General features: G+C 35.7%; 21 protein-coding genes. 3 read left to right on the top strand and 18 right to left on the bottom strand.

What is annotated here, in order from left to right; genetic code table 11:
* Window positions 1-63: 63 nt before the first annotated feature.
* Entirely contained in the window at window positions 64-636 is a 573-nt protein-coding gene (locus BN358_RS07210; RefSeq protein ID WP_019228558.1) for a GNAT family N-acetyltransferase, read from the bottom strand.
* A gap of 174 nt (window positions 637-810) precedes the next feature.
* Window positions 811-1713: a helix-turn-helix transcriptional regulator gene (locus tag BN358_RS07215; protein ID WP_019228559.1), complete on the bottom strand. Its 903-nt coding sequence runs from the start codon at window positions 1711-1713 to the stop codon at window positions 811-813.
* A gap of 280 nt (window positions 1714-1993) precedes the next feature.
* Between BN358_RS07215 and rsmH the strand changes: the two genes are divergently transcribed.
* Window positions 1994-3043 carry a 16S rRNA (cytosine(1402)-N(4))-methyltransferase RsmH gene (rsmH, locus tag BN358_RS07220; protein ID WP_019228560.1) on the top strand — a complete coding sequence of 350 codons (1050 nt, stop codon included), beginning with the start codon at window positions 1994-1996 and terminating at the stop codon, window positions 3041-3043.
* 182 nt (window positions 3044-3225) lie between these two features.
* Here rsmH and BN358_RS07225 read toward each other — a convergent pair whose 3' ends face one another.
* The 8 genes from BN358_RS07225 to chrA form a co-directional block, all read right to left on the bottom strand.
* On the bottom strand, window positions 3226-5328 hold the full coding sequence (locus tag BN358_RS07225; RefSeq protein WP_019228561.1) for a sensor domain-containing diguanylate cyclase: 2103 nt from the start codon (window positions 5326-5328) through the stop codon (window positions 3226-3228).
* Between the two features lie 9 nt (window positions 5329-5337).
* Entirely contained in the window at window positions 5338-6762 is a 1425-nt protein-coding gene (locus tag BN358_RS07230) for an extracellular solute-binding protein (protein ID WP_019228562.1), read from the bottom strand.
* A 149-nt stretch (window positions 6763-6911) separates the two neighbouring features.
* Window positions 6912-7574, bottom strand: coding sequence for a GTP pyrophosphokinase family protein (locus BN358_RS07235; RefSeq protein WP_019228563.1), 663 nt, complete (start codon window positions 7572-7574; stop codon window positions 6912-6914).
* A gap of 69 nt (window positions 7575-7643) precedes the next feature.
* Complete coding sequence (locus BN358_RS07240) at window positions 7644-8090, bottom strand: DUF3788 domain-containing protein (RefSeq protein ID WP_019228564.1); 447 nt, start codon at window positions 8088-8090, stop codon at window positions 7644-7646.
* 310 nt (window positions 8091-8400) lie between these two features.
* Entirely contained in the window at window positions 8401-9399 is a 999-nt protein-coding gene (locus BN358_RS07245) for a zinc-dependent alcohol dehydrogenase family protein (protein ID WP_019228565.1), read from the bottom strand.
* A gap of 183 nt (window positions 9400-9582) precedes the next feature.
* A complete protein-coding gene (locus BN358_RS07250) occupies window positions 9583-10443 on the bottom strand; it encodes a DUF89 domain-containing protein (protein ID WP_019228566.1) in 861 nt (286 codons plus the stop codon).
* 69 nt (window positions 10444-10512) lie between these two features.
* Complete coding sequence (locus BN358_RS07255) at window positions 10513-10827, bottom strand: hypothetical protein (RefSeq protein WP_019228567.1); 315 nt, start codon at window positions 10825-10827, stop codon at window positions 10513-10515.
* A gap of 134 nt (window positions 10828-10961) precedes the next feature.
* Window positions 10962-12161: a chromate efflux transporter gene (chrA, locus tag BN358_RS07260; RefSeq protein WP_019228568.1), complete on the bottom strand. Its 1200-nt coding sequence runs from the start codon at window positions 12159-12161 to the stop codon at window positions 10962-10964.
* Between the two features lie 187 nt (window positions 12162-12348).
* Between chrA and BN358_RS07265 the strand changes: the two genes are divergently transcribed.
* Entirely contained in the window at window positions 12349-12657 is a 309-nt protein-coding gene (locus BN358_RS07265; RefSeq protein ID WP_040582178.1) for a PadR family transcriptional regulator, read from the top strand.
* A gap of 55 nt (window positions 12658-12712) precedes the next feature.
* Here BN358_RS07265 and BN358_RS27455 read toward each other — a convergent pair whose 3' ends face one another.
* From BN358_RS27455 to BN358_RS07275, 3 genes are all read right to left on the bottom strand, one after another.
* Window positions 12713-13144: a DUF362 domain-containing protein gene (locus tag BN358_RS27455; protein WP_232233051.1), complete on the bottom strand. Its 432-nt coding sequence runs from the start codon at window positions 13142-13144 to the stop codon at window positions 12713-12715.
* Window positions 13083-13733 carry a DUF362 domain-containing protein gene (locus BN358_RS27460; protein WP_232233053.1) on the bottom strand — a complete coding sequence of 217 codons (651 nt, stop codon included), beginning with the start codon at window positions 13731-13733 and terminating at the stop codon, window positions 13083-13085. Before BN358_RS27460 ends, BN358_RS27455 begins: the two co-directional genes overlap by 62 nt.
* A gap of 247 nt (window positions 13734-13980) precedes the next feature.
* Window positions 13981-15231: an aminotransferase class III-fold pyridoxal phosphate-dependent enzyme gene (locus tag BN358_RS07275; RefSeq protein WP_019228570.1), complete on the bottom strand. Its 1251-nt coding sequence runs from the start codon at window positions 15229-15231 to the stop codon at window positions 13981-13983.
* Between the two features lie 137 nt (window positions 15232-15368).
* Between BN358_RS07275 and BN358_RS07280 the strand changes: the two genes are divergently transcribed.
* Window positions 15369-16742 (top strand): PLP-dependent aminotransferase family protein, encoded by a 1374-nt coding sequence (locus tag BN358_RS07280; RefSeq protein ID WP_019228571.1) that lies wholly within the window; start codon window positions 15369-15371, stop codon window positions 16740-16742.
* A gap of 57 nt (window positions 16743-16799) precedes the next feature.
* Here BN358_RS07280 and BN358_RS07285 read toward each other — a convergent pair whose 3' ends face one another.
* The 5 genes from BN358_RS07285 to gltS all read right to left on the bottom strand — a co-directional run bounded on the left by BN358_RS07285 (window position 16800) and on the right by gltS (window position 22705).
* The gene (locus BN358_RS07285; protein WP_019228572.1) at window positions 16800-18143 is read right to left on the bottom strand and encodes a sigma-54 dependent transcriptional regulator; all 1344 of its coding nucleotides are present in this window, start codon (window positions 18141-18143) and stop codon (window positions 16800-16802) included.
* Window positions 18140-19675, bottom strand: coding sequence for a transporter substrate-binding domain-containing protein (locus BN358_RS07290; RefSeq protein WP_198018350.1), 1536 nt, complete (start codon window positions 19673-19675; stop codon window positions 18140-18142). Before BN358_RS07290 ends, BN358_RS07285 begins: the two co-directional genes overlap by 4 nt.
* A 216-nt stretch (window positions 19676-19891) precedes the next feature.
* Window positions 19892-20455 carry a cyclodeaminase/cyclohydrolase family protein gene (locus BN358_RS07295; RefSeq protein WP_019228574.1) on the bottom strand — a complete coding sequence of 188 codons (564 nt, stop codon included), beginning with the start codon at window positions 20453-20455 and terminating at the stop codon, window positions 19892-19894.
* A 96-nt stretch (window positions 20456-20551) separates the two neighbouring features.
* Window positions 20552-21451: a glutamate formimidoyltransferase gene (gene ftcD / locus BN358_RS07300; RefSeq protein WP_019228575.1), complete on the bottom strand. Its 900-nt coding sequence runs from the start codon at window positions 21449-21451 to the stop codon at window positions 20552-20554.
* 15 nt (window positions 21452-21466) lie between these two features.
* Complete coding sequence (gltS, locus tag BN358_RS07305; protein ID WP_019228576.1) at window positions 21467-22705, bottom strand: sodium/glutamate symporter; 1239 nt, start codon at window positions 22703-22705, stop codon at window positions 21467-21469.
* Between the last annotated feature and the right edge of the window lie 329 nt (window positions 22706-23034).

Genomic DNA, 23034 nt, shown 5'->3' on the forward strand with positions numbered 1-23034 from the left:
ATCAGTCTGAGTCATATTTTTTCATAACATTTTTATTTCAAAGCTATCTTAAATGGTCATTTATTATATTTCAGACCCTTTTGTTTTTCTTGATGTATCATATCCAAGTTCATAATATTGATTGTTATTAAATTCAAAGATTTTGATTACATCCAGACCAAGCTTATTTGTGTGAGCATTATAAGATCTGTGATTAATCTTATTTATAAATGTAATCAATATTGGAAATCTTTTATTCATTTGTGTTCTTGAAAATTCGAAAACATTCGGCAGAACATCAGTTCCTCGATAATCCTTGTGAATGCATATGGGTCCATATTGATAAGAATTTTCAACAGAAAGAACCTGTCCTAAGTATTCTGTATACGGCAAATCCTTTATCATATGCTGAAAAAGGGGCCATTTCGACCAAAACTGCCATGAAGCCGCCATGACATAGGCAATTATTTTGTCATCATCACATGCAATAGCTACCCCATTTTCTTTTTCAATAAGTTCCTTGAATTGTTCTTCTGTAAACAAAGTGGTGACAAATCCATCTTTTTTGTCCTCATCACTTATTGTCAGCATGTGATATTTTTGCTGCAATTCTGCAATACCCGGGATGTCATTTAATGTAGCATTTCTATAATTCATTGTAACCCCCTTACTTATGTATTAAATTTTTTACTACAGCAATTTATTATACCACAAAATTCTGGTCGTTGATACGGAATCTATTTTACAGCATTAAAAAATGGAAGCAATATTCCATCATGCTTCCATTCTTATCTTAATTAATCATAGAATTTTATTTTTTTATTGTTATCACTAACACTTTTGAACTGGTCTTGCTTCTATATACCCTCTGTATCCCATTGGTGCCAATTGAAATCTCGGTCCATTTTCAGGTGCCCATTTATATCCGTACAATTCCGGATTGAATTTATCAATGTGTTTCCATACTTCATCGATTGCAACTGAGAATTTTTCATCATCATAAGGTTCTCCCTGGAATATCATCATGGTGCATGGAGGCAGCACAATAAGTTCATATCCGTCAGGTATTGTTTTGTTGTAATCCAGTGGCAACTCTACACCCTGGACATATTCTGATGCGTTATTTCTTAAGTTTTCAGGCATCCACATGCCAATAGGTTCATAAAGTGCTTCATTAACACTTGTAAGAACATTCCAGATATCACATCCTACTTCTTCACAATATTCAAAGTATTCTGTTGCCTTTATTCCTCTTTTTATCAAACATTTCCTCTCAGGTCTTTCAATAATCTGAACAAATACTGTTTTCATAACCTCACCAATCCTTCCTTCATTTTGATAAATATAATTCATTGCCTTGAAAGTATCATATACTTTATTTGGCATAAAAAGTTTAATCGGCGGCGTCTGTTTGTGGTACTTATATGGAGAAATTCCAAATTCCTTAGTAAATGCCCTTGTAAAACCTTCCTGGCTGTCAAAAACAAAATCAAGTGCGACATCTATCACTTTTTTGTTTTCATCCCTCATTACAAGAGCTGCCATTGTTAATCTTCTCAAACGAATATATTCATATGGACTTTTACCTACTACCTCTTTAAACATGTGACCAATATGCCAGGGAGAATAATTTGAATAATCAGCCAATTGCTTTAATGTGATTGAATTTTGCAAATTTTCCTCAATATAATCCTGAAGCATTTGAACTATACGCATTGAATTTGTTTTATCCATGTTCGCCTCCGATATTAAAAGATTATCACAAAGAAGAAAAAAATTCTTGACCGTTCTTGTTGTGTTAAATTGCATTCATTAACAGATTATTATTTATTATATCACATTTTTAATGGCAGATAAAAACAGTTAGTATTTATGATAATAATTTGCTTTTATAAATTGTATTTGGTATTATATTTAAAAATAAAACAATAAAAAGGCAGAGGGATCTTGAACCATTGTTTTCAAACATCATCTGATTTTGAATTCATACGTTCAAAATTTCCATGGTTATAAAATGGATAATCAAGAACAAAAACATAAAAGACGCGTTAGATATAAGGGAACCCATCCAAAATCATTCAATGAAAAATACAAGGAGCATCAACCTGAAAAATATGCTGAAGATGTAGAAAAGATAATCAAAAAAGGCAATACCCCCGCGGGCATGCACCGTTCAATTTGTGTTAAGGAAATATTGGATTTCCTTCAAATTACCCCCGGTCAAACCGGATTAGATGCAACTCTTGGTTATGGAGGGCACTCATCAGAAATGCTAAAATGCCTGGATTCAAAAGGGCACCTGTATGCAACTGATGTAGATCCTATTGAATTGCCACGCACAAGAGAGCGCTTAGAACGACTTGGCTATGGTCCTGAAATATTAACAATTAGGCATATGAACTTTTCACAAATAGATGAAATTTTTTTGGAATCAGGACCCCTTGATTTTATATTAGCAGATTTGGGTGTATCTTCAATGCAGATAGATAATCCTGACAGAGGGTTTTCTTTTAAGACAGAAGGTCCACTTGACTTGCGCCTGAATCCTGATAAAGGTATCTCTGCAGCAGAACGTTTAAAAACTATTTCACAGGATGAATTAGAAGGAATGCTCATTGAAAATGCTGATGAACCTAATGCAGCAGTGATTGCCCGTGCTATAATTTCTGAAATAAGAAAAGGAAAAGAAATATCAACAACAACTCATCTTCAGCAAATTATTAAAGAGGCCCTTAATTTTATTCCGGAGAAAAATCGCAAAGATGAAATAAAAAAGGCCTGTCAAAGATGTTTCCAGGCTTTGAGAATTGATGTAAACAGTGAATTTGAAGTGCTGTATGAATTTTTAGAAAAGCTTCCATCTGTACTTGCTAAAGGCGGTCGGGTTGCCATACTTTCATTTCATTCAGGAGAAGACCGTTTGGTTAAAAAATCATTCCAGTATTTATACCGTGAAGGCTTGTACAGTGAAATAGCTCCCAATGTTATTAAACCATCGGCTGAAGAATGCAATTCAAATCCTCGTGCTCGTTCTGCCAAGCTCAGATGGGCTATAAAAGCATGATTTGTAACACTAACTAATTTTAAATGAACATCGTAAAGCTGGAATAGCACAATCGGCAGAAGTATAACTCTTATGTTTACTTCTGCCATATTTTTTCTCATCATGAAAAATCCTACAATTGGATTACACATTCCTCGTTTCTTCAGTTTGTTCTTGTTGAAATAAATTATGTAATTTCATTTTTAATTTATTGTTTCACAGAAATGTCCCTTATTATTCCTTTTTGCATCATACATCAAATCATCTGCTTTTTGAAGATATTCATCAAAATGTGGGGCCTTCTGTTCTATCCATACCAGTCCTGCAGAGACTGCAGCATGTTTAGCAGTTCCGTCCGGAAATATAATCTTATCGTTATGAAGTTTTTGATAAAATTCATCAATGCACATTCTTATTTGTTCTTTTGAATCATAATTGTAAATCAATATACTAAACTCATCACCGGAACGTCTTCCTAGAACCTGGTTTTTGCACACAGCAGAAAGGTGTTTAACAACATGTTTGATATAAATATCTCCCCATTTGTGCCCATAGGTATCATTTATGGTCTTCAAATTATCCAGGTCAAACATAACAATAGCAGAAATCATATTTATGTTTCTTTTCAAAATTGCATCTTCCATATGCATCTGCATAGCTTTTCTATTGTAAATGCCTGTGAGCGGATCAATATCCCTATCAGCCATTATTTTCTTTTTTTCTGACATGTCATCAGTTACATCTATTACTATTCCAATTGTAATTTTATCTCGCTTTGTAAATTTGATTTTCAGCCATTTTTCAGGGTTATGTCCTGCATGATAGATATCTTCTTCCTCATCTTCTGGCTTGCTCAGCAGTTCTTGTATCATGGCTATGAACAAATTTTTGTTACTTATAACGTCTTCAGTTTCTTTTTCATCAAGCGACAACAGCTTTGAAAGCCGATCAGTAACAAATACGTTATTTTTATCGTCATCATATTCAAAGACTCCAAGAGGGAGCCCCATCATTTCTATTATATTTGACATTTTACCTGATGTTTCCAGCAACATATTGCTTGTGGTCTGTATTGCATTTAAAAGATCATCGACTTCTGTAAGTCCTGTGTCTTCAAGTTCTATAACTTTCGCTGAGTTTGTTCCCTTTACTTTTTTTGCCACTTCTATAATGGGTTTTGTAAATTTATGGCTTTCTATATAGCCAAAAATTATTCCTATAATAACTGAAGCAATGAGAGATTCAAAAAGTATATACTTAATTTTCAATACATAATTTAACAGATGGTTCTCACCCATTATGCCAATAAGATACCATTGGTGTTGCTGAAATGGTGTATTGTTTCTGTATAGCCCCAGGTTTTCTATTGAAATATAAGTTTTTCCTTTAATATAGCTGTTTTTAAGCAAAAAAACAGAATTTTCTTGATCTGCACCCATATACTCCAGAGTGTCTCCTACCTTTGTTATTCTTTTTTGAATTTCCTTTGTAAGTAAAATTGCTTCAATTCCTTCCTTGTCAGGCTGCTCATATCCAAGCATGTATCCATAGGAGTCTTTATTCTGCAAATCAGTAGCAGGCAAAAATTTAGTCAGGTATTGTTCCGATATTTCCACTCCGATGATACCTATTAATTTATTATTTTTGTCAAATAACGGCATGGTATAAGTAATGATTGATATATTGTCAGGGGACAGCCTGAACGGAATACTCCAATACCCCAAAAAACTTGCTTCTGATGATAATCCTGCCTTGCTTATTGGTTTATCATAAAAATCCGAGTCCATTGTGCTTAAATTCATTCTGCTTTTCCAAATTTGGTCCAGCGGAATCTGAAGGTTATTAGCTATACCGGATGGGCCATATATTAAATACAAGTCTTTGTTATCATAATCATTCAGGATAGGATCATAGTCTCTTATGTAAAGAGCATCTTTTTCATTATCACTATTTTCTAAAATCACAAATACTCCAGTTGTCTGAGTTGTTCTTAACATTGCTATGAGTGGTTCACAAATTTCATCAAAAAATTGTTCAGATTCTTCACCATCACCGTATTGCTCTGATATTTGTCCAATATATGGATTCATATTAGTCCAGTAATACTTCATTTCTCGCTGCAAATACTCCTTGCGGTTCGCTACCTTTTTAGAAAAAGAGGTGAATGCATTTTGCTCTGCCTGGCTTATTACTCCTCCGAATATTAAGAACAGTGACAGCATGGCAGCCTGTCCCATAATTATTATAACAATTAATTTTGTCAGTCGGAATGCAACTGATTTTCTATCCATACTAATAAATTTCATCAAAACCTCTCACTTTTTTAAAACTGATTGTATTTCAACTGTAAACTCCTGATACCATTTATAAAACTGTTCCCTGGAGCTAAGGTCATTGATTACATCGAGTCGATTTTCACCGCTTTCCACCCTTTGGTTAAGAATTTCCAGGTCACTCTTTACACGATCAAAAAGATTAGTTTCAATAATGCCTCTTATTTCATAGCTTCCTTCAAAAGGTCTAATTCCATACAAGGAATGGGTTTTAAGCATGTCTATAGTAGTTACAATAGATTTTTTCACAGCAGAATTTGATATGTTTTCATTGTCCATCTCTGCTATTATGGAATCTGAATCTAACGCTTGTGATTTTACGGGCAGGTATGCTGTAGATAATGCAAATTCAGTATTCTGAGGAAAATCTATAAACCATTTCAAAAAGACAGACGCTGCATATTCATGAGCAACATCACTTTTAGAAACGCACATTCCAGCTCCCTGCTGAACGGCATATGCATTTGATCCATTGAAATAAGGATATGGAAGCGTTATTACATCAACAGTAACATAATCATCTCCTATTGCTACTTCTGATGGAAAATAAGATGCTCCGGCTGTTGAACCTACATATGCTGCCACAAGCCCTGTCCTCGCATCATCTGAGCTGAATCTACCTGATTTTGCAAAGTGTCCGTTTATATAAGGAACATAATAATTAACCCATATTCTATAGGCAGTTTCTTGACTAAAGTTGAGTCTTATATTATCACCATTAACAACAAACAACTCTTCACCAAGCTGCATGGCAGAAACAAGCATATAATTAGCATTTCCATCGATTCCGAAAAATGCATTTCCTGAATACTTATAGTACTCTTCTGCAGTCTTTGCCAGTCCTTCCCAGGTGGCAAGGTCTTCTAAACTTGCTCCAGTCTTAGCAGAAAATTCATCCCAGTATGTCTTGTTAATATAAAGGTTTTCCGTTGATTTGGCTATAGGAAGTATTTTTAACGACTGCTGGCCGTCAAACATTCCTTCAGTGAGAAATTCTTCTCTTATTTCTCCCAATTCATCCTCTGAAAAATATTCTTTTAAATTTATTAACTCGGAAACCTTATTGATGCGAAAAGCATTATCCGGATAAGCTGCAAAAATATCAGGCATGGGCATTGCACCTATTTCCTTGTTAGCAGAGTCAAAGACGGCATCTGCGAGCTTGTTGACATCTCCATAGCTTTGAGCTTCTACAACTATTCCCATGTCTGCTCCCACCGTGTCATTAAATTCAGTAACAAGCAAATCAAATTTATCTTTTACAGATCCATTATAATAATTCCATACTGATACTGTAATTGGGTTTTCAGGATCCAGCAGTTTCTCATTCTCAGGCTGCAGGCTGCATGATGTTAATATTAACAAGTTAATCAAGAACAGCATACTTAACAGTATTCTTTTTTTCATATATACTCCTTATTTCTCATCATTTATTGTCAGTCACAAAACTTTAAATGTATTTTTATAAAATTAAAACACTGAAATTATTCTACATTAATATTACGATACTTTCAATGAAAAAAATTCCCTTAGCTAAAGACATAAGGGAGTCGTACTTATATATTTTGAATTTTCTTGAATGTTTCCTGCATCTTCAGATCAATTTCTGCTATTTCATTGGCTGACTGCAGCATATCATCGCAAATATCCTGTGGAATATACTTATCAGATTTATATCTGATGTCATGTTCAAGGCTGGCCCAGAAATCCTGAGCAACAGTGCGTATTTGAACCTCCACAATTACATTCTCAATGTGATCAGACAGGAAAACCGGCACTTCTATATCAAGATGAAGACTGCGGTAACCATTGAAGTTTGGTTCTTTTATGTAATCCTGATACTTGACAAGCTTAATATCAGTCTGCATCAAAAGCATTTCTGCAATGTTGTAAACATCGTCAAGATAGCCGCATACCACCCTTATACCTGCAATGTCGTTAAGTTGTTTTGCAGATGTTATACTTATGTCCATACTTTTCAGATTAAGCTTTTTTATAATACTTTGAGGAGATTTCAGTCTTGCTTCCACATGGTGTATGGGATTTCTCGCGTTCTTTACATTAAACTCTTCATTTAAAATTTCAAGTTTAGTAGAGATTTGCTTAATTGCTGCATTGTACAATAGCCGCATTTCCACCATCTCCTGATAAGAACCGTGCAACATTTCACTTTCTTTCAAGAGTGTAATGTCCTTTTCGTCAACTAATAACTTATCCACATTAAGACTTCCTTTCCTCTTTTAATTATATTAGAAATATCATAAACGAGCATTTTTATATGTTAATTGTCAATTAACATTTTTTGCTTTTACTCTCATGTTCATTAAAACTTTTATGTCATTGAGAACTGAACCATCCTTAACTTCAATCATCAACCAGCTTCCCATGGCAGAACCGGAAGTTTTTCTGTATAGTTCTTCCACATAGGTTGAGAATACTCCTGCTTCCATGGCAGCTTCCGCTTCATCTTGTTCTTTAGGTCCAATTACCACCATGGCAATAAAATAGTCCTCCATAGGATACAATGTGCAAAGAGACTTGCCGCCCTTTTTGTATTTTACATTCCATCCCGGCTGTAAAGAACATCTGCTGTATTCCGTTTTAGGCTTAGCAGCATATGTATTTTCAATGTGTTCAGTAAGATTATTCCAGTTTTCTTCTGCAGAACCTATATAATCTTTTATGTCTTTGCTTGAAGGAGTCAGATGTTCATCGAATAATTCATTCCATTTCATAAGTTTCCTCCGTATTTATTAAATATTATCTTTCTTATGGCTAAACAAACATATTACTCATTGCGTTAGTATTCTTTATTTTCATAATATTTATTATATTATACTATAAAATTGGCAGCATTTCTATCACAAAAAGAATCCTATTTTACTTTGTGTATCTATTTTTTAAACTTGACAAAATGTAAACCCAAAGCTGATTGTTGGCTTTGGGTTTAATGGCACAGAAATTCTGGGGCAGAATGCAAATATAAAGCCTCTGCTTAAGTTCTAATTATCCAAAAGTTTGATAATAATTTACCATTTAATAGCATTATATTAAGTCATTGATTAATGCTATTTTGGCAGTTGTTCCACCTGCCTCATAGTATTTGTGGGCATTGATTATTTCAGAAAAGTTGAATTCGGTTTTGTCTCTGTAAATTGTTAAATTTCCTGTTTCTATCATCTTTTTCATTTCATTTAAAATATTGCCTATTTCACTTCTGTCGGTTTTCTTTAAAATTGGCAGGACTATGAATATAGTTTTTAATGTCAGTGACTTGTGGTGTACCAGTGTCAAGTCCAATGCAACCCTTGAGTTGGTAGTCAAAACAAGCCCTTCAACTTTAGCTGCCTTAAAACTGTTTATCAGGTTATCTGCACCTATCGTATCAAAAACCACATCAAATCCCTTACCGTCTGTATACTTGTTTAAATATTCTTCAACATCAGTAGTTTTATAGTTAATTACATAGTCTGCACCAAGATGTTCTGCTATTTCTGCTTTTTCATCATTTGAAACTGTGGCATAAACTTCAGCATTCAACATTTTAGCAAATTGAACAGCTATGTGACCAACGCCTCCGCCTGCCCCATGGATTAAAACCTTATCACCTGGTTTTAATCGTGAGTTTTCAATAATAGCTTTGTATGCTGAGATTCCAACCAAAGGAAACAATGCTGCTGTTTTAAAATCTATGTTGCTTGGTTTTTTGCATAAAAGCTCTTCATCTACTAAAGCATATTCTGCCAACACGCCATTCTCATCAGTCATGCCGCCAATAAATCCGTAAACTTCATCGCCTGGTTTCAACACTTCAACGTTTTCGCCAACTGCTACCACAACTCCTGAAACATCGGAATTCAATATTGCAGGAAAAGGCGGCATGAACTCTGGCAAAAGCCCTGATCTTAGCTTTATTTCAAATGGATTGAGGCTGCTTGCAATTACCCTTACCAGTACATATCCCGGTTTTACTTCCGGTTTTGGTATATCCGCTAGCTCAAAAACTTCAGGTCCTCCGAACTTATTAATTACCATAGCTTTCATAGCATCACTCCTTTTTAATATTATATAGTCTTATACCCAAAATATATTTATTTAAATTATAAATTTCTTATTTTTACTTAAAAAAATTCAGAAATTATACTAATACCTCAGGCGCTTATAATAAAAACAGCCTCATCTCATTTATGAGAAGAGGCTACCTATACTTTATGTAAATAACATATTCTAGTAATTAGTAAGCACATAGTCCATCCGTTTGCAGCCTAGAGCAGAAGCAACTGAAATGCATTTAGCCCGCAACAGATAAAATATATTCTTATCTTTAACATCGCTCAATGTTTCGAAGTTGGCCTGTCCTTTGCTTATAACAAGATCTGCTTTATTAAATTCAGATATAAATGCACTTGAGCAATTTTTCAATATGGTACCCTGTGCAGCATGCCCATTGTCAATAACTCTTACTAAGTCTACAACGCCTGTACTTATTGCATCATCCATAGTTGCATCATTTACTATTGGACCTCCCTTAACTACATAAGTTACCTTGTTTGCCGGAAGATTCATTAACAAAAACTTATCAAAAATGATTTCACCGGCATTGTCAGCAATATACATAATATTATCTGCCTTTTCTACTGCTTTTCGTAATGCTATAGTTCCTGTTCCAAAAATATCATGTTTTATACTGTCTTCAACCGACTTAACAACATCAGAAGGCTCTAATTTCAGTCCTACTGAAAAATCAATTATGTTACCGGCTATAGCCAGACGGCAAGCCATATCAAAGGGATCTTCAGTCCTTATAAGCCATTTTTCCTCAGTAATTTTCTCGTATATCTCTTGAGCAACTTCATTATACTGTTCTTTTAATCTTTTATATGGATCAACAATGCCGGTAATTTTTTTTGAATGTTGATGCATCCTGAAACCTATTTCAGGTGCTGTTTCATTGAAATCTAGTTGTCCTAATTCTTGCAATGACTTTTTAATTATTTCTTCCTGCATTGCTGCACTGCTTGTAGCTTCTTCAGCTATTTCAACAGCTTGTCTGGCAAGACAGTGAATGCATTCCCGTGATATTTTCATATAGCTCCTCCCTCTTCCATAGGGGACGGTTCTCTTTGTCCACTTTTTGATTCTGAAAGTACCCTATGGCTATAAATTGGTGTATATTGTATTTAACCAACATCCATTGCAGCGAATGCAGCCGCCGCTGTTATCCGCATCGACAGAAAAACCGTCTGCGTTGGAATAATCTATGTCTAAAATTTTATACTTATCAATCAGTTCCTTCTTCAGAAAAAATGAAAAGTCCTTTAGAATTATTGTCTCCTCTTCCAAATCCGGCAATCCTGATGTCATGCTTAAAACCGGCCCTCCACAGCCCTGACCGTGATATAAGATTCTTATGTTTTTTATATCTATCCTGTTCAATTCTCTGAAAGCTTCATCTGTTATATTTATTCTCACAAGACCTCCAATATGTTTATAGGAGACCATTCTCCTGTTGACATAATCCAATCATATCATATTTTTCTAATTTTATCATTAATATCTGGAAAAATTTCAATGCAGTTACCTCCATGGTAACTGCATTATGCTTCTTAGAATATAAAACCTGCAGCCAAAGCAGCTGCCACTATCAAAGGCGCTGGTACCTTTTTCGTGATTAAAAGTGCTACTGTAACAAGCATTACAATTATATTGTCAATAATAAAGCCGCTTTTTTGCATTAAAATTATTGCAGATACTGTGATAAGACCACCGGCAACAGCAGTAATACCTCTCAATGATATTTTTATTCCTTTTATCTTCTTTAAATTTTCCCATATTGGATAAATGAAATAAATGAGTAATAGCCCCGGCAAAAATATAGCAATGCCGCCTGCAACAGCACCCAGTATTTGTGTAAACACGCTTCCTCCACGTGCAGCCATTCCGCCTGCATAAGCACTGAAGCTGAACATTGGTCCCGGCAGTCCTTGTACAAGGCCAAAGCCAGTCAAAAACTCTTGGTTGGTCATATATTGATTCACTTCCACCAACTCACTGTACATGAGGGGCACCACTACCTGCCCGCCGCCAATAACCAGGTATCCATATCGGTAAAAGCTTTCAAATAAATGCACAATCTTGTTATCCCAAGTTAAAGTCAATAAAATACTTCCAATAGTAAAAAATGCAAAGGCCATGAGATATCCCCATGGAGGACTTAATTTCACATGATTCCATAGATTATTTTCCTTTGATGTAACAACACTTACTGCTCCGCCTATAATTAAAACCAATGGATATATCCAGGGTTCCCGAATAAAGTAAGTTGTTATGCCGCCCATCAGCAGCAATATCAAAGTAATTTTATCTGTTACTACTTTTCGCCCTATGCGATATGCAGCTACAATAATGAATCCAACAGCCATAGGACCAACATAACGAAGTACATCCTGAGATACATTTACATTTCCTAAAAATTGACTTAAAAATGATAACAACGTCATCAATGTTAACACCGGAAGTGCCCATACCAACATGGTCAGAAGCGCCAACACAGGGCCTCCAACTTTGTATCCAATGGCTACAAGTGTTTGAGTGCTGCTTGGACCAGGTAAAATTCCCGTTAATGCAATGAGTTCTACCAGTTCTTCTTCAGTTAAATAATTTTTCTTAATAACCAATTGGTCTGTAAAAACTCCATAATGTGCTTCGGGACCTCCATAAGCGCCCAATGAGCAAATGAAAACATCCTTTAGAAATGTTCTCCATCTTACTTTATTTATATTATCTGAAATATTGTCTTTTTTCATAAAATCATCCTTTCACATACTGTTTCATACCTCTTTATAACCAAAATAATTCTTCTTTCATTTAAATATAATAAGAAAATATGTCACTTGAATTATATAACATTTAGTGATATGATAATCATTAATCAATATCACTATTCAATATCGAATTTCGATATAACAAATTATACAATAGAGGTAACTATAAATGCAAGACAAAATTTTAAGGAAATTTTTCCTGGGTTTTATACAGATTCATATTCTACATCACGCAAAGAAAGAACCTTTCTATGGGAGCTGGATGATAGAAGAACTTAGCGAGCATGGATATAATATGAGTCCGGGCACTTTATATCCCATTCTTCACAATATGGAATCCAGCGGGCTCCTTGAAAAAGAAGAAAGAATAATTGAAGGAAAAGTCAGAAAGTACTACAAGATAACCCAGTTAGGCGATGAAGTATTGAAGGAAGCAAGAAATAAAGCTTACGAATTGTTTAAAGAAATTAAGGATTAAAAACAACACCCTTATAAGGGTGTTGTTTAGCAGATGTTCACTTTAAGTTTATATATTATATTTCAATAATTTCATACTCCATTGATCCCAATCCTATTTTTTCTGCATGTATGAGTGATGCTCTGCCTTTTTCGAAAAGTTTTTTCCCGCTGTTTTTCTGAACCAGGTCCAGGCATGCAGCATCCATGGCAACAGGATCTTTTCCTGCAACAATGCCTATGTTGTCTGCAATTGGTTTCATGTGTGTTCCGGCGCAGTCGCATTCCTTTGTAATATTGTGAACAAATGATATGTATATGATGTCCTTGTCTTTTGAGGCACCATAAGCATATTCTGAAAGTTTCTCAAGAAAATGAGATCCGCCCCATGTGTTTTCAATTACCCCTTTAGGACAAACTGCTATGCATCCAGCACATCCAACACATTTACTCGCATCTATAACTGCATAATCTGAAACCTGGATAGCGCCGTAGTTGCATTTTTTCATACAAATACCGCATGCCACACAGTTTTTTGTCATCTACCACAGGAGATATGCCTGAATGCTGCTCAAGTTTTCCTGCTCTTGATGCAAAACCCATAGCAAGCTGCTTTATACTACCGCCGAATCCTGCTGCTACATGTCCCTTGAAATGGCTCATAACAATAAATTGATTGTACTTTCCGTATTCTTTACCTATTTTACATGTTTTAAGATACTCTTTGTTTATTTCTATTTCATTGTATTCAGTTCCAATGTCTCCATCTGCAATTATAATGGGAATCTGCGTAAAGCCATGGGATTTTGCTGTTTCAAGATGAAGTTCCGTTGTGGTCCTTGATCCTCTGTAAAGGACATTGGTTTCGATATATGACGGAGATACTCCCTGTTCTTTCAGATAATTTATTGTGGCTTCATAGCATTTTGGTGGTATGAAAGTCTTATTTCCTTTTTCGCCAAAATGAACTTTTATTGGCACTTCCTTTTCAAAGCTGTGATCTGTTTCTGACACTATTTTTTTTAATAATTCCAAAGCATCTTTTCCAAGCTTGTCGTAATCAGATCCTGTATTTTTAATAAAGTATACTTTACTCACGTTTAATTCCTCCTGAATTATCTTCATCATATTAAGTTATAAATATTTTTACCCGACCTAAAATCCTTATACAAGAAACGTCTGTCTTCTATGGCTTAATTCCAGCACAGGTTTAAATGTTTTACCTATATATAATAAAGGATGAAGTTAACTTTATGTCAATACCTAATTTAAAAAATAATGTAAAAATAAGAAAAAGGGGACAGTTCTCTCTGTCCATTTGCCGCCAAGAACTGTCCCCTATGTCTTATGTCCAGTCTTCAATGTTCAGTACCTGTTCAAATGCACTGCAGAAACCATCCACATCTTCCCGGCTGATAATCAACGGTGCATACAGATGTATGAATCTAAGTTGTTCTGAGTAACCGCAGAAGTACCCTCTTTCAAGAAGACCTTTAAATACTGCACCGGCACTTACTCCACTTTCCAGCATTACCACATTCATCATGCCTCTTCCGCGAATTTCCTTGATGAGCTTATTTCCTGCAGCTATATCTGCCAGTCTTAGTCTTAGGTATTCCCCCATCTCGGATCCTTTCAACACCCAGCTACCCTTTGCCATGACGCTGACAACTTCTCTGGCAATTCTGCAACCCATTGGATCATCAATATGGGATTGAACATACCTGAATCCAGTCTTCTCAGCAGCCACTGCCAGACTCTCCCTGGCCAAGACAGCACTTATAGGATATCCATTGCCAAGACCTTTGCCAAGGGCTATGAAATCCGGCGCACCTGTCTCGTTGTTCAAAAATCCGTAGTGCTGAAACCCAAACCATTTACCGGTCCGGCCGAATCCCGTGGTTACCTCATTCACCACCAACAGACCTCCTGCAGACCGAACTTTTCTGGCAAGAAAGTTCACCAGTCTTTCAGGCGGTAGAAGAACCATACCTCCTGAATTGCCGGGTTCAAACACGAAGGAAGCATACCGGCTGAAATCCAAATGGTTGTAGCGTCCGCATGATGAACAGTCTCTCCCTTTATCTTCCAAGTTTTCATCAGTATCACTGATGTTATCGCATTTCACTCCTGAATAATCCGCTCCACACCTCAAACATTCTGTCACATCGATATCATCCCAGTACATGCTGTCCCTTGGGTGTCTTAAATCAGCACAGGCTCCGAGGTAAGAGATATTCATGCTGAGCTTTTTTCTTCTGCCCGTAAGAAGCTCAGAAAGCATTACAGCCAAAGACACCGCCTCGCTTCCGGATGATAGGAAACAACCGCTGTATTTTGTGTATAAATTAGCTGCCTCAGTCAACTCCTCAACAAGTTTTGCAGGTTGCTCAGTTTCAAAGTACTGATGGGTATGAAATAAAGTATCCACCTGCTCATGGATAACCTTAACCACATCGGGGTGATTGTGTCCGAGGACTGACGCCCAGCATCCGGATTCCATATCAACCAATTCACCGTATTCCTTTGTCATTACCTTTGTTCCTCCGCTTCGGATAGCTGTGATAGGCCATTCCGGCCTTACAAAAAGTTTCATATTACATGCCTCCCAAATTCGAATTTAAACTTGTTTTATATCAATATTAGTATATAATGGATATTATAATAGTTCAATTCCGACATTAACAAACTGTACTAGTACAATTATAGTTTTTTATTCACATTGGAGGCATTATGAGCAAGAAACAACTGGTCATCGACCACATACTCAAGGAAATTGAAAGAGGCAAAATTCTTCAAGGGCAGCGTCTTCCCAGTTGTCGAAAACTTGCTGAAGATCTTGGCATCAACAAAATAACTGTCAACAGAGCCTACGAAGAACTGGAGAAATCACATCTGGTCTATTCCATTCCCTGCGGAGGATTCTACCTTATACGTAAACAAATGGAACCTGCAACTTCCAGCGTCATTGTGGATTTTAAGACTGTCAGACTTGAGAAAAACCTCATACCTTATAGAGAGTTCACCCACGTAATCAACACCGCAGTCGATCGGAATCATGAAGAATTGTTTAATTATGAATGCAGCAGCGGCTATCTGCCGCTGCGCCAAGAACTAAAAAAAATGTTTGAGAAGGACGGAATCTATGCCACAGCTGAACGCATACTCATAACTTCCGGAGCTCAACAAGCCATTTCTCTCGCTTTTCAGGCTATATTCAGAAACCGTCCAGGTAAACTTCTTGTTGAAGTACCAACATACGGGTTGGTTCTTGAATTGGCCGGTCGTCTGGGAATACCCATGGTAGGTATCCCACGTTCAAAAGACGGATATGACTTCAGGCAGCTTGAAAAACTCTTTAAATCAGGTGATATAAATGCTTTCTACATTGTTCCAAGACATCAGAATCCAACAGGATTCTCTCTGGATGAAATCACCAAGCGTCATGTTGCAGACCTATCCCAACGTTATAGTATTCGCATCATCGAAGACGACTACCTTTTCGACCTGGGGTCAAAAAAGAACTCTCTTCCCATCCACTACTATGACACAAACAAGAGCACCATCTATATCCGCAGTTTTTCCAAAACTTTCATGCCGGGAATCCGCATTGGAGCTGCCGTCCTGCCTGAGAATCTTGCACATGAGATAATGCAGTTGAAACAACTCATGGACATCAATACATCCCAGCTCCCTCAAGCAGCTCTGCAGCTTTACATTCAGTCCGGCATGTATGTCAAGCACACTCTCAACATCAGGCGGGTCTATGAAAGGAAGCTAAAATTCGCAAGACGAATCATGGAATCACTTGCTCCGTCAAATCTATACTGGCACGTGCCAGATCACGGCATCTTCGTATGGCTGATACTACCCAAGGGAATAACTGCGCTTATGTTAGAAGAAAGACTGAAGCAGCAGGAGATTCTTATAAATCCGTCAGCAGATTGCTACCTGAATACATATTGTGCTTCTGAGCAAGGTACAACAGCTTTTGATATACCATCCCGAGCGGTTCGCCTATGTCTTTCAGGTGTTTCATTTGATAAACTTGATACTATTGCAGCTATTCTTAGGGAAATACAAAATATTTCACCAACTTCAGCGTAGGATTACCATAGGGTGAGGATCACTCGTACATTTACCGCCAAGAACCGTCCCCTATGGTTATAATTTGTATTCCTTAATTTTATATCTTAGAGATCTTTCACTTATTCCAAGGCTGTCAGCAGTCCATCTTCTGTTTTGTCCGTTATTTTTTAAGGCAAATTCAATGGTCTTTTTCTCAATATCTTCTAACGTTTCTCCTTCATAAATTTTTATATAATTATCACTAATATCATTATTTTTTCTTATCATCTTTGGATTGTTTAGATTCAAAGAATCAACACCAATGTATTCATCTCCGCACAATAAGACTGCTCTTTGAATAATATTTTCAAGTTCTCTGACATTTCCTACATAATCATAGTTCTTAAGCTGATTCATAGCATCATCTGTTATGCCCTTAACTCCTTTGTTATATGATATCCTGTACTTATCAATGAAGTGAGGAACCAACAAATCAAGATCTTCAATTCTTTCTCTGAGAGGAGGAGCAACAATGTTTATTACATTAATTCTGTAGTACAGATCTTCTCTGAAATTTCCTGACTTAATCTCTTCTTTTAAATTGCGGTTTGTTGAACAGATAATTCTAACATCTACAGGGTAATTCTTCTCATCTCCTATTTGCCTAATTTCTTTCTCTTGAATAAACCTAAGTAGTTTAGATTGCAGTTTAATATTCATTTCTCCTATTTCATCCAGAAATAGAGTTCCATTTTCAGCTTTTCTGATTAAACCGATATCATCTTTTGTAGCCCCTGTAAATGATCCTTTTTTATAACCAAACAATTCGCTTTCTAAAAGCTCATTTGGCATTGCAGCACAATTTATTGCTATGAATGGTTTACCTGCTCTGTTGCTGCTGCTATGGATTGTCTGAGCTATTATTTCTTTACCGGTGCCACTTTCACCTGTTATGAGAACTGTTGCATCAGTATTCTTTATTTTATCTACTACACTTTTAATATCTCTGATTGCTTTTGAATCTCCTATAGGTGTTTTTCGCAAATGTCCTTGTAACAAGTCCAACTCTTTCTTTAAGTTCAGCGTTTCAGATGCTGTATTCAACAAAATTAGAAGCTGGTCGTTATCAATTGGTTTTGTTATAAAATAATAAGCACCAGATTTGATGGCTTTAATTGAATTCTCAATTGTAGAGTAGGCAGTCATAATTATTATTACTGCATTTAAGTCAATGGCAAGCAACTCATCCATAAGGGCAAGTCCGCTGCCTTCTGACAGTCTTAAATCCAGCAATACTAAACTGATTTTTTCTTCAACAAATATCCTTTTTGCATCATTAATATTGTCACTTGTATATACATTGTAGTTGTCTTCCAGTAAAAACTTAAGCGCTCGTAATATCTTGATTTCATCATCAACTATCAATATTTTAGTTTTCATTTTTCTCCCATCCTCACTGTTAGTAATACAACTAAGCCGCTGGTATTTTCATTATTTTTGGCAACTATTTCTCCACCATTTTCTTCAACAAGTTTTTTAACAATAAACATACCTACGCCATTTCCATTGTCTTTTGTAGTATAAAATGGTTCAAATATATAGATTAAGGACTTTTCATCCATTCCACATCCGTTGTCTGCAAACTCAATATTAACATTTGTTCCATCACTGTATCCATTTATTTTTATGCTTGGATTCTCAATACCACAAAGTGCATCCTTGCTATTCAAAATAATATTTATGACAATTTGTTTGAAGTGACTTGAATCAAACTCAATATATAAATCCTCAGGTATTTGTAAATCTACATAAATATCCTTAATTTGAAGTTTAATGAATTTAATTGTGTTTTCCAACTCGTTTTTTAAATTTAGTACTTTAATTTGTGGTTTTCTTGGAGAAGTATATTCCATAAACTCTTTAATAAGGGCATCAATTCTATCAATCTCTTCCGGAATATCTTCTGCAGCTGCAAGCATGAATTCTTTGTTTTCCAGCTTGTTCTTCATTTGAGTTGTATAAATTTTTATAGATGTTAAAGGGTTTCTAATTTCATGAGCGAGAGAGGATATTATTTTATCCATAAATTGAAGTTTGTCATAATTTCTCAACTCATTTATAAGTATCTTTTCTTCTCTGGTTTTTTCTTCAATTATTTTGTTTAGCTTTCTGTTAATCAATTGAACCGTAAGAATTATCAATAAAAGTACAAATAAAGAAAATAAAAGCATTATAATCTGTCCTTCCATTTCTTTACTTGAGTTTTTTATGGGCGTCCCAAACCATTTTCTATGCAGTGCATCGTACATCCCATTATTTCGTATTTCATCTAATCCTTCATTGAGCTTTCTCAACAATTGTGGATTATTTTTTGAAACCGCCATAGAATACTTTTGTTCATTGAGGGTCTGCCCAACTATTTTAATTTGATCGATCCAATTGTTTTCCTTACATATGTAGTTAACGGTAAGAGTATTTCCAACCATTGCTTCTACTTTACCATCAAGAAGGGCTGCAACTGCTTCTTCCATGGTATCGTATTGAATTATTGTAATATCCTTAATCTTGCTTAACTCATAATATACAATGTCTTCCTTTTGCACTGAAACAACTTTTCCTACAAGATTAGAATTACTATTAATTAAGTAGTTGTTGTCACTTACAAAAATAGACTGAGAATTTAGCAACAGAGAGTCAGTAAAGTTAAACCTGGTTCTTCTGTCGTCAGATTCCTTCATTCCCTGGATAATATCTGCCTGACCTCTTTCTATGGAATAAAAGGCATCTTCCCATTTCATCGGTATAAATTCGAACTCCATACCGGTAACAAGACTTATTGCTTTAAGCAGGTCTACATTAAATCCTTTGTATATGCCGTCGCTGTCTAGAAACTCATAAGGAGGAAATTTTATATCTCCTGCTACTCTAAAGGCCTCAGCCTCTCCCAGGCCATAGGCTATAGGCATATTCATGAAAAATATCAATAAGATAAGTACTGCAGTTTTTTTTATCATTTTATACCCTTCCGAACTGTTACATAAGTTGATTCTATATTACCATAGTAAGTTATTTAATTCTAGAAAAAGGTTTTCTAATATGAATAATACCTCTGTCAATTCAACAGAGGTATCTTTATTTATGCAGCACAAATTCAGCAATATTAAATTTCTTTTAAATACAAGAAAAACCTAATCTATTTTAAGTTCCTTTATGGTTTTGTTAAATTCATCTAACTTTTCTGTATCCTTAACCAGAGGAAGATTTGCTTCGATATTCATTATGCAGCCATTTGTTCCAACTCTTGCTAACTCAGTGCCTATTACCAGGTCAGAATTGCAGTTGGGATTAGTCTTGCCTGAGAGCTCAAAACCAATATCGTAAACCCTTCGACATAGTTTTGCGTTTTCCATAGGCGCGGCAGCCCCAACTATTCCTGCATTAGCTATTGCTTTTTTTCTTATTTCTTTCTCTTCTTCAGTTTCCTTTGGAAGCTTGTATGCATCTATAATTACTCCATAAGCATTGGCATCGTCAACTATCCCTGACAGCAGCTTTTCTCTTAATTCCTCAAGTTCCTTTGCATACTCTAGCTGGCTTTCAGCAGATATTCCATAATCTTTTTTTGTAGACAACTTACAAACCATGCCAATAAGTCCGCAGGCTAAAGCTCCTGATAAGGCTGAGGCGCTTCCGCCTCCAACTGTAACATCATCTGTATCTAAAATAAGCTCTAATACATTTTTGTAATCCATAATTTTCTCCTAGTATCTTTAATGTTAATTTAATACTTAAGGCTTGCAGTATGCAAGCCTTAAGTTGAATAATTCAAATAAAATTTCGTTACTATTTTATTGTTCGTCCAGCAATCTCTTTTCCAATATTTGATCCATGCCAAAGTTTTCTATTTGTAAATAATACTCAGCAACATCAAGAAGAGCTTTCATAGGTATGGTTCCAATTACTTCACTGCCAACTACATTTACCCCATATCTTCTTGCTTCCATCTTTACCATTTCAAAGGCCTGGTATACAGCTGATTTTTCATAGTTTACCAGATTCATTGAAACTTGAGTTTGATTTCTTTCTTCCAGCTTTAGTCCTATAGCTTTTACATATCTGAGTCCACCGCCCAAATGTCTTACTTTCTTGGCAATTTTATCTGCAATCTCTACATTTGGAGTATCCAGATTTATATTGAATGCCACTAACGGAACTCTTGCTCCTACTGCTGTGGCACCACTTTTTGCATTCATTTCCTGTGGACCAAAGTCCGGCTTCCAATTCTCGTCTTTTATCTTTTCAAAGAAACCTTCATATTGGCCTTTTCTTACAGAAGCAAGATTTCTTCTATCTTCCTTTGTGCATGCATCCTCATAAAGATATACTGGTATTCCCCAGCTTCCCAACTCAGCTCCTACTTCTTTTGCTGCTTCAATACACTCAGCGATAGTAACATTTGAAACCGGAGTAAATGGAATAACATCTGTGGCTCCCATTCTTGGGTGAGCACCTTCATGTTTTGACATGTCAATCAGTTCTGCTGCTTTTCTGGCTGTATTAATTGCAGCTTCCTTAATTTTCTCTGGTGATCCTATCATTGTTAAAACCGTTCTGTTGTGGTCCTTATCAGATGAGTAATCTAAAATTGTAATTCCTTCGATTTTTCTTGCCTCATCAATGATTTTTTCAACTAAAGCTTCATCTCTTCCTTCGCTAAAGTTTGGCACACATTCCATTAGTCTTTTCATAATAACCTCTCTTTATTACTTTAAATTTTCCACAAATGTTTTAATAAACCAAATTGTCTGTGGCTGATAAATAATGTCTACTAAGAAAGCTCCAACTATTGGAACAATCATCATTGCTTTTCTGCTCATACCATATTTCTCATTAACAGCTGTCATATTTACAATTGCTGAAGGAGTGGCTCCTAATCCGTGTCCGGCAAGACCTGCTACCATAACTGCAGCATCGTAGTTCTTTCCAAGAATTCTGAATACTACGAAATAACCAACCAATGCCAACAGCAATACTTGTGCAAATACAACTATAAATACTCCGCCTATTAATCCTGATAACTCCCAGAGCTTTAAAGTCATTAATGCGAGTGATAGATATAAATTAAGCATTACATTTCCAATTTCATCAACCAAATTAAAGTCGAATTTATAGAAATTTGCTTTCTCATTAATATTTCTGAGAATTACAGCTACAAACATTGCACCAACATAAGTTGGGAATCCCATATTTATCAATTTACTGATCCAACCTGCAATAATGGAACCAAATGCCATGCATACTAAAACAGCAGCCACATTTTTAATTATATCAAGTGAACTTAGTTTATGACCAGCACTTGCATTTATATCTGTAACAGAGGTGTCAAAACTTGAATCTTCCTCAGGCTTAAGGTTATACTTTACAATAAGTCTTCTTCCTAGTGGTCCACCTATAAGAACTGCTGATATTAGACCAAAGGTAGCTGCTGCTGCTCCAACCAGGGGTGCAGCTTCATAGCCCATTTCACCGAATGTAGTTCCATACGAAAGAGCAGCTCCGTGTCCGCCGATCATAGAAATAGCACTAGCTAATAAGGCATAAGGAGCTTCTAATCCAATTACCTTTGATATAGCAATACCCAATATATTTTGCAATATTGATACTACACCGGCAACAAGCCAATACACAATAAGTAATTTGCCGCCCTTAACAAGCAGCTTATAACTTGCGCCAAGTCCTACTGTTGTAAAGAAAGCCAGCATAAATGCACTTTGGAATATATTTTCAAAACTAAATGCAAAAGTTCCGGTCGTATGGCCAATCCATGTAATGAACATAAATATGAATCCACCGATTACAGGAGCCGGAATACAATATTTATCTAATAATTTAACTTTGTTCTTAACAAAATAACCTAATAACAATAATATTGCTGCAAATGCCAAAGTAACTATTGAATCAACACTAATTGATGTAAGTCCTTCGATTAATTCAAATTTCATAATATCCTCCTTTTAGTTATAACTTAATATACTTATAATTCCAACAACTTAGGCAACGATTTCATCCTTCACTCCTTTCGCCTAAATTTATCAATATTTACTAATTATTTATGCAAAATATAAGCCAACTTTTCGCATCCTTAAAAACCTCTATTTTGTAATATATATAAGCATTTAGAATATTATCTGTTTCTAATTTCATACAAAAAACACCCTGCAAAATTTGCACGGTGCAAATTTTGCAGGGTGTCCATAGGGGACGGTTCGAGGTCACTGAAAAACTATACATTTATTCGCTGTCATTCTGAGAGCTTGCTCTAAGAATCTCA

Origin of the sequence: Sedimentibacter sp. B4 (genome assembly GCF_000309315.1) — a bacterium.
In the GTDB taxonomy this organism is placed as follows: domain Bacteria; phylum Bacillota; class Clostridia; order Tissierellales; family Sedimentibacteraceae; genus Sedimentibacter; species Sedimentibacter saalensis.

What these genes read in the sequence shown, in the direction of transcription:
- BN358_RS07210 (WP_019228558.1), bottom strand. Translation starts at nt 636, where the DNA reads ATGAATTATAGAAATGCTACATTAAATGACATCCCGGGTATTGCAGAA.
- BN358_RS07215 (WP_019228559.1), bottom strand. Translation starts at nt 1,713, where the DNA reads ATGGATAAAACAAATTCAATGCGTATAGTTCAAATGCTTCAGGATTAT.
- rsmH (WP_019228560.1), top strand. Translation starts at nt 1,994, where the DNA reads ATGGATAATCAAGAACAAAAACATAAAAGACGCGTTAGATATAAGGGA.
- BN358_RS07225 (WP_019228561.1), bottom strand. Translation starts at nt 5,328, where the DNA reads ATGAAATTTATTAGTATGGATAGAAAATCAGTTGCATTCCGACTGACA.
- BN358_RS07230 (WP_019228562.1), bottom strand. Translation starts at nt 6,762, where the DNA reads ATGAAAAAAAGAATACTGTTAAGTATGCTGTTCTTGATTAACTTGTTA.
- BN358_RS07240 (WP_019228564.1), bottom strand. Translation starts at nt 8,090, where the DNA reads ATGAAATGGAATGAATTATTCGATGAACATCTGACTCCTTCAAGCAAA.
- BN358_RS07245 (WP_019228565.1), bottom strand. Translation starts at nt 9,399, where the DNA reads ATGAAAGCTATGGTAATTAATAAGTTCGGAGGACCTGAAGTTTTTGAG.
- BN358_RS07250 (WP_019228566.1), bottom strand. Translation starts at nt 10,443, where the DNA reads ATGAAAATATCACGGGAATGCATTCACTGTCTTGCCAGACAAGCTGTT.
- chrA (WP_019228568.1), bottom strand. Translation starts at nt 12,161, where the DNA reads ATGAAAAAAGACAATATTTCAGATAATATAAATAAAGTAAGATGGAGA.
- BN358_RS07265 (WP_040582178.1), top strand. Translation starts at nt 12,349, where the DNA reads ATGCAAGACAAAATTTTAAGGAAATTTTTCCTGGGTTTTATACAGATT.
- BN358_RS27455 (WP_232233051.1), bottom strand. Translation starts at nt 13,144, where the DNA reads ATGAAAAAATGCAACTACGGCGCTATCCAGGTTTCAGATTATGCAGTT.
- BN358_RS07275 (WP_019228570.1), bottom strand. Translation starts at nt 15,231, where the DNA reads ATGAAACTTTTTGTAAGGCCGGAATGGCCTATCACAGCTATCCGAAGC.
- BN358_RS07280 (WP_019228571.1), top strand. Translation starts at nt 15,369, where the DNA reads ATGAGCAAGAAACAACTGGTCATCGACCACATACTCAAGGAAATTGAA.
- BN358_RS07285 (WP_019228572.1), bottom strand. Translation starts at nt 18,143, where the DNA reads ATGAAAACTAAAATATTGATAGTTGATGATGAAATCAAGATATTACGA.
- BN358_RS07290 (WP_198018350.1), bottom strand. Translation starts at nt 19,675, where the DNA reads ATGAATATGCCTATAGCCTATGGCCTGGGAGAGGCTGAGGCCTTTAGA.
- BN358_RS07295 (WP_019228574.1), bottom strand. Translation starts at nt 20,455, where the DNA reads ATGGATTACAAAAATGTATTAGAGCTTATTTTAGATACAGATGATGTT.
- ftcD (WP_019228575.1), bottom strand. Translation starts at nt 21,451, where the DNA reads ATGAAAAGACTAATGGAATGTGTGCCAAACTTTAGCGAAGGAAGAGAT.
- gltS (WP_019228576.1), bottom strand. Translation starts at nt 22,705, where the DNA reads ATGAAATTTGAATTAATCGAAGGACTTACATCAATTAGTGTTGATTCA.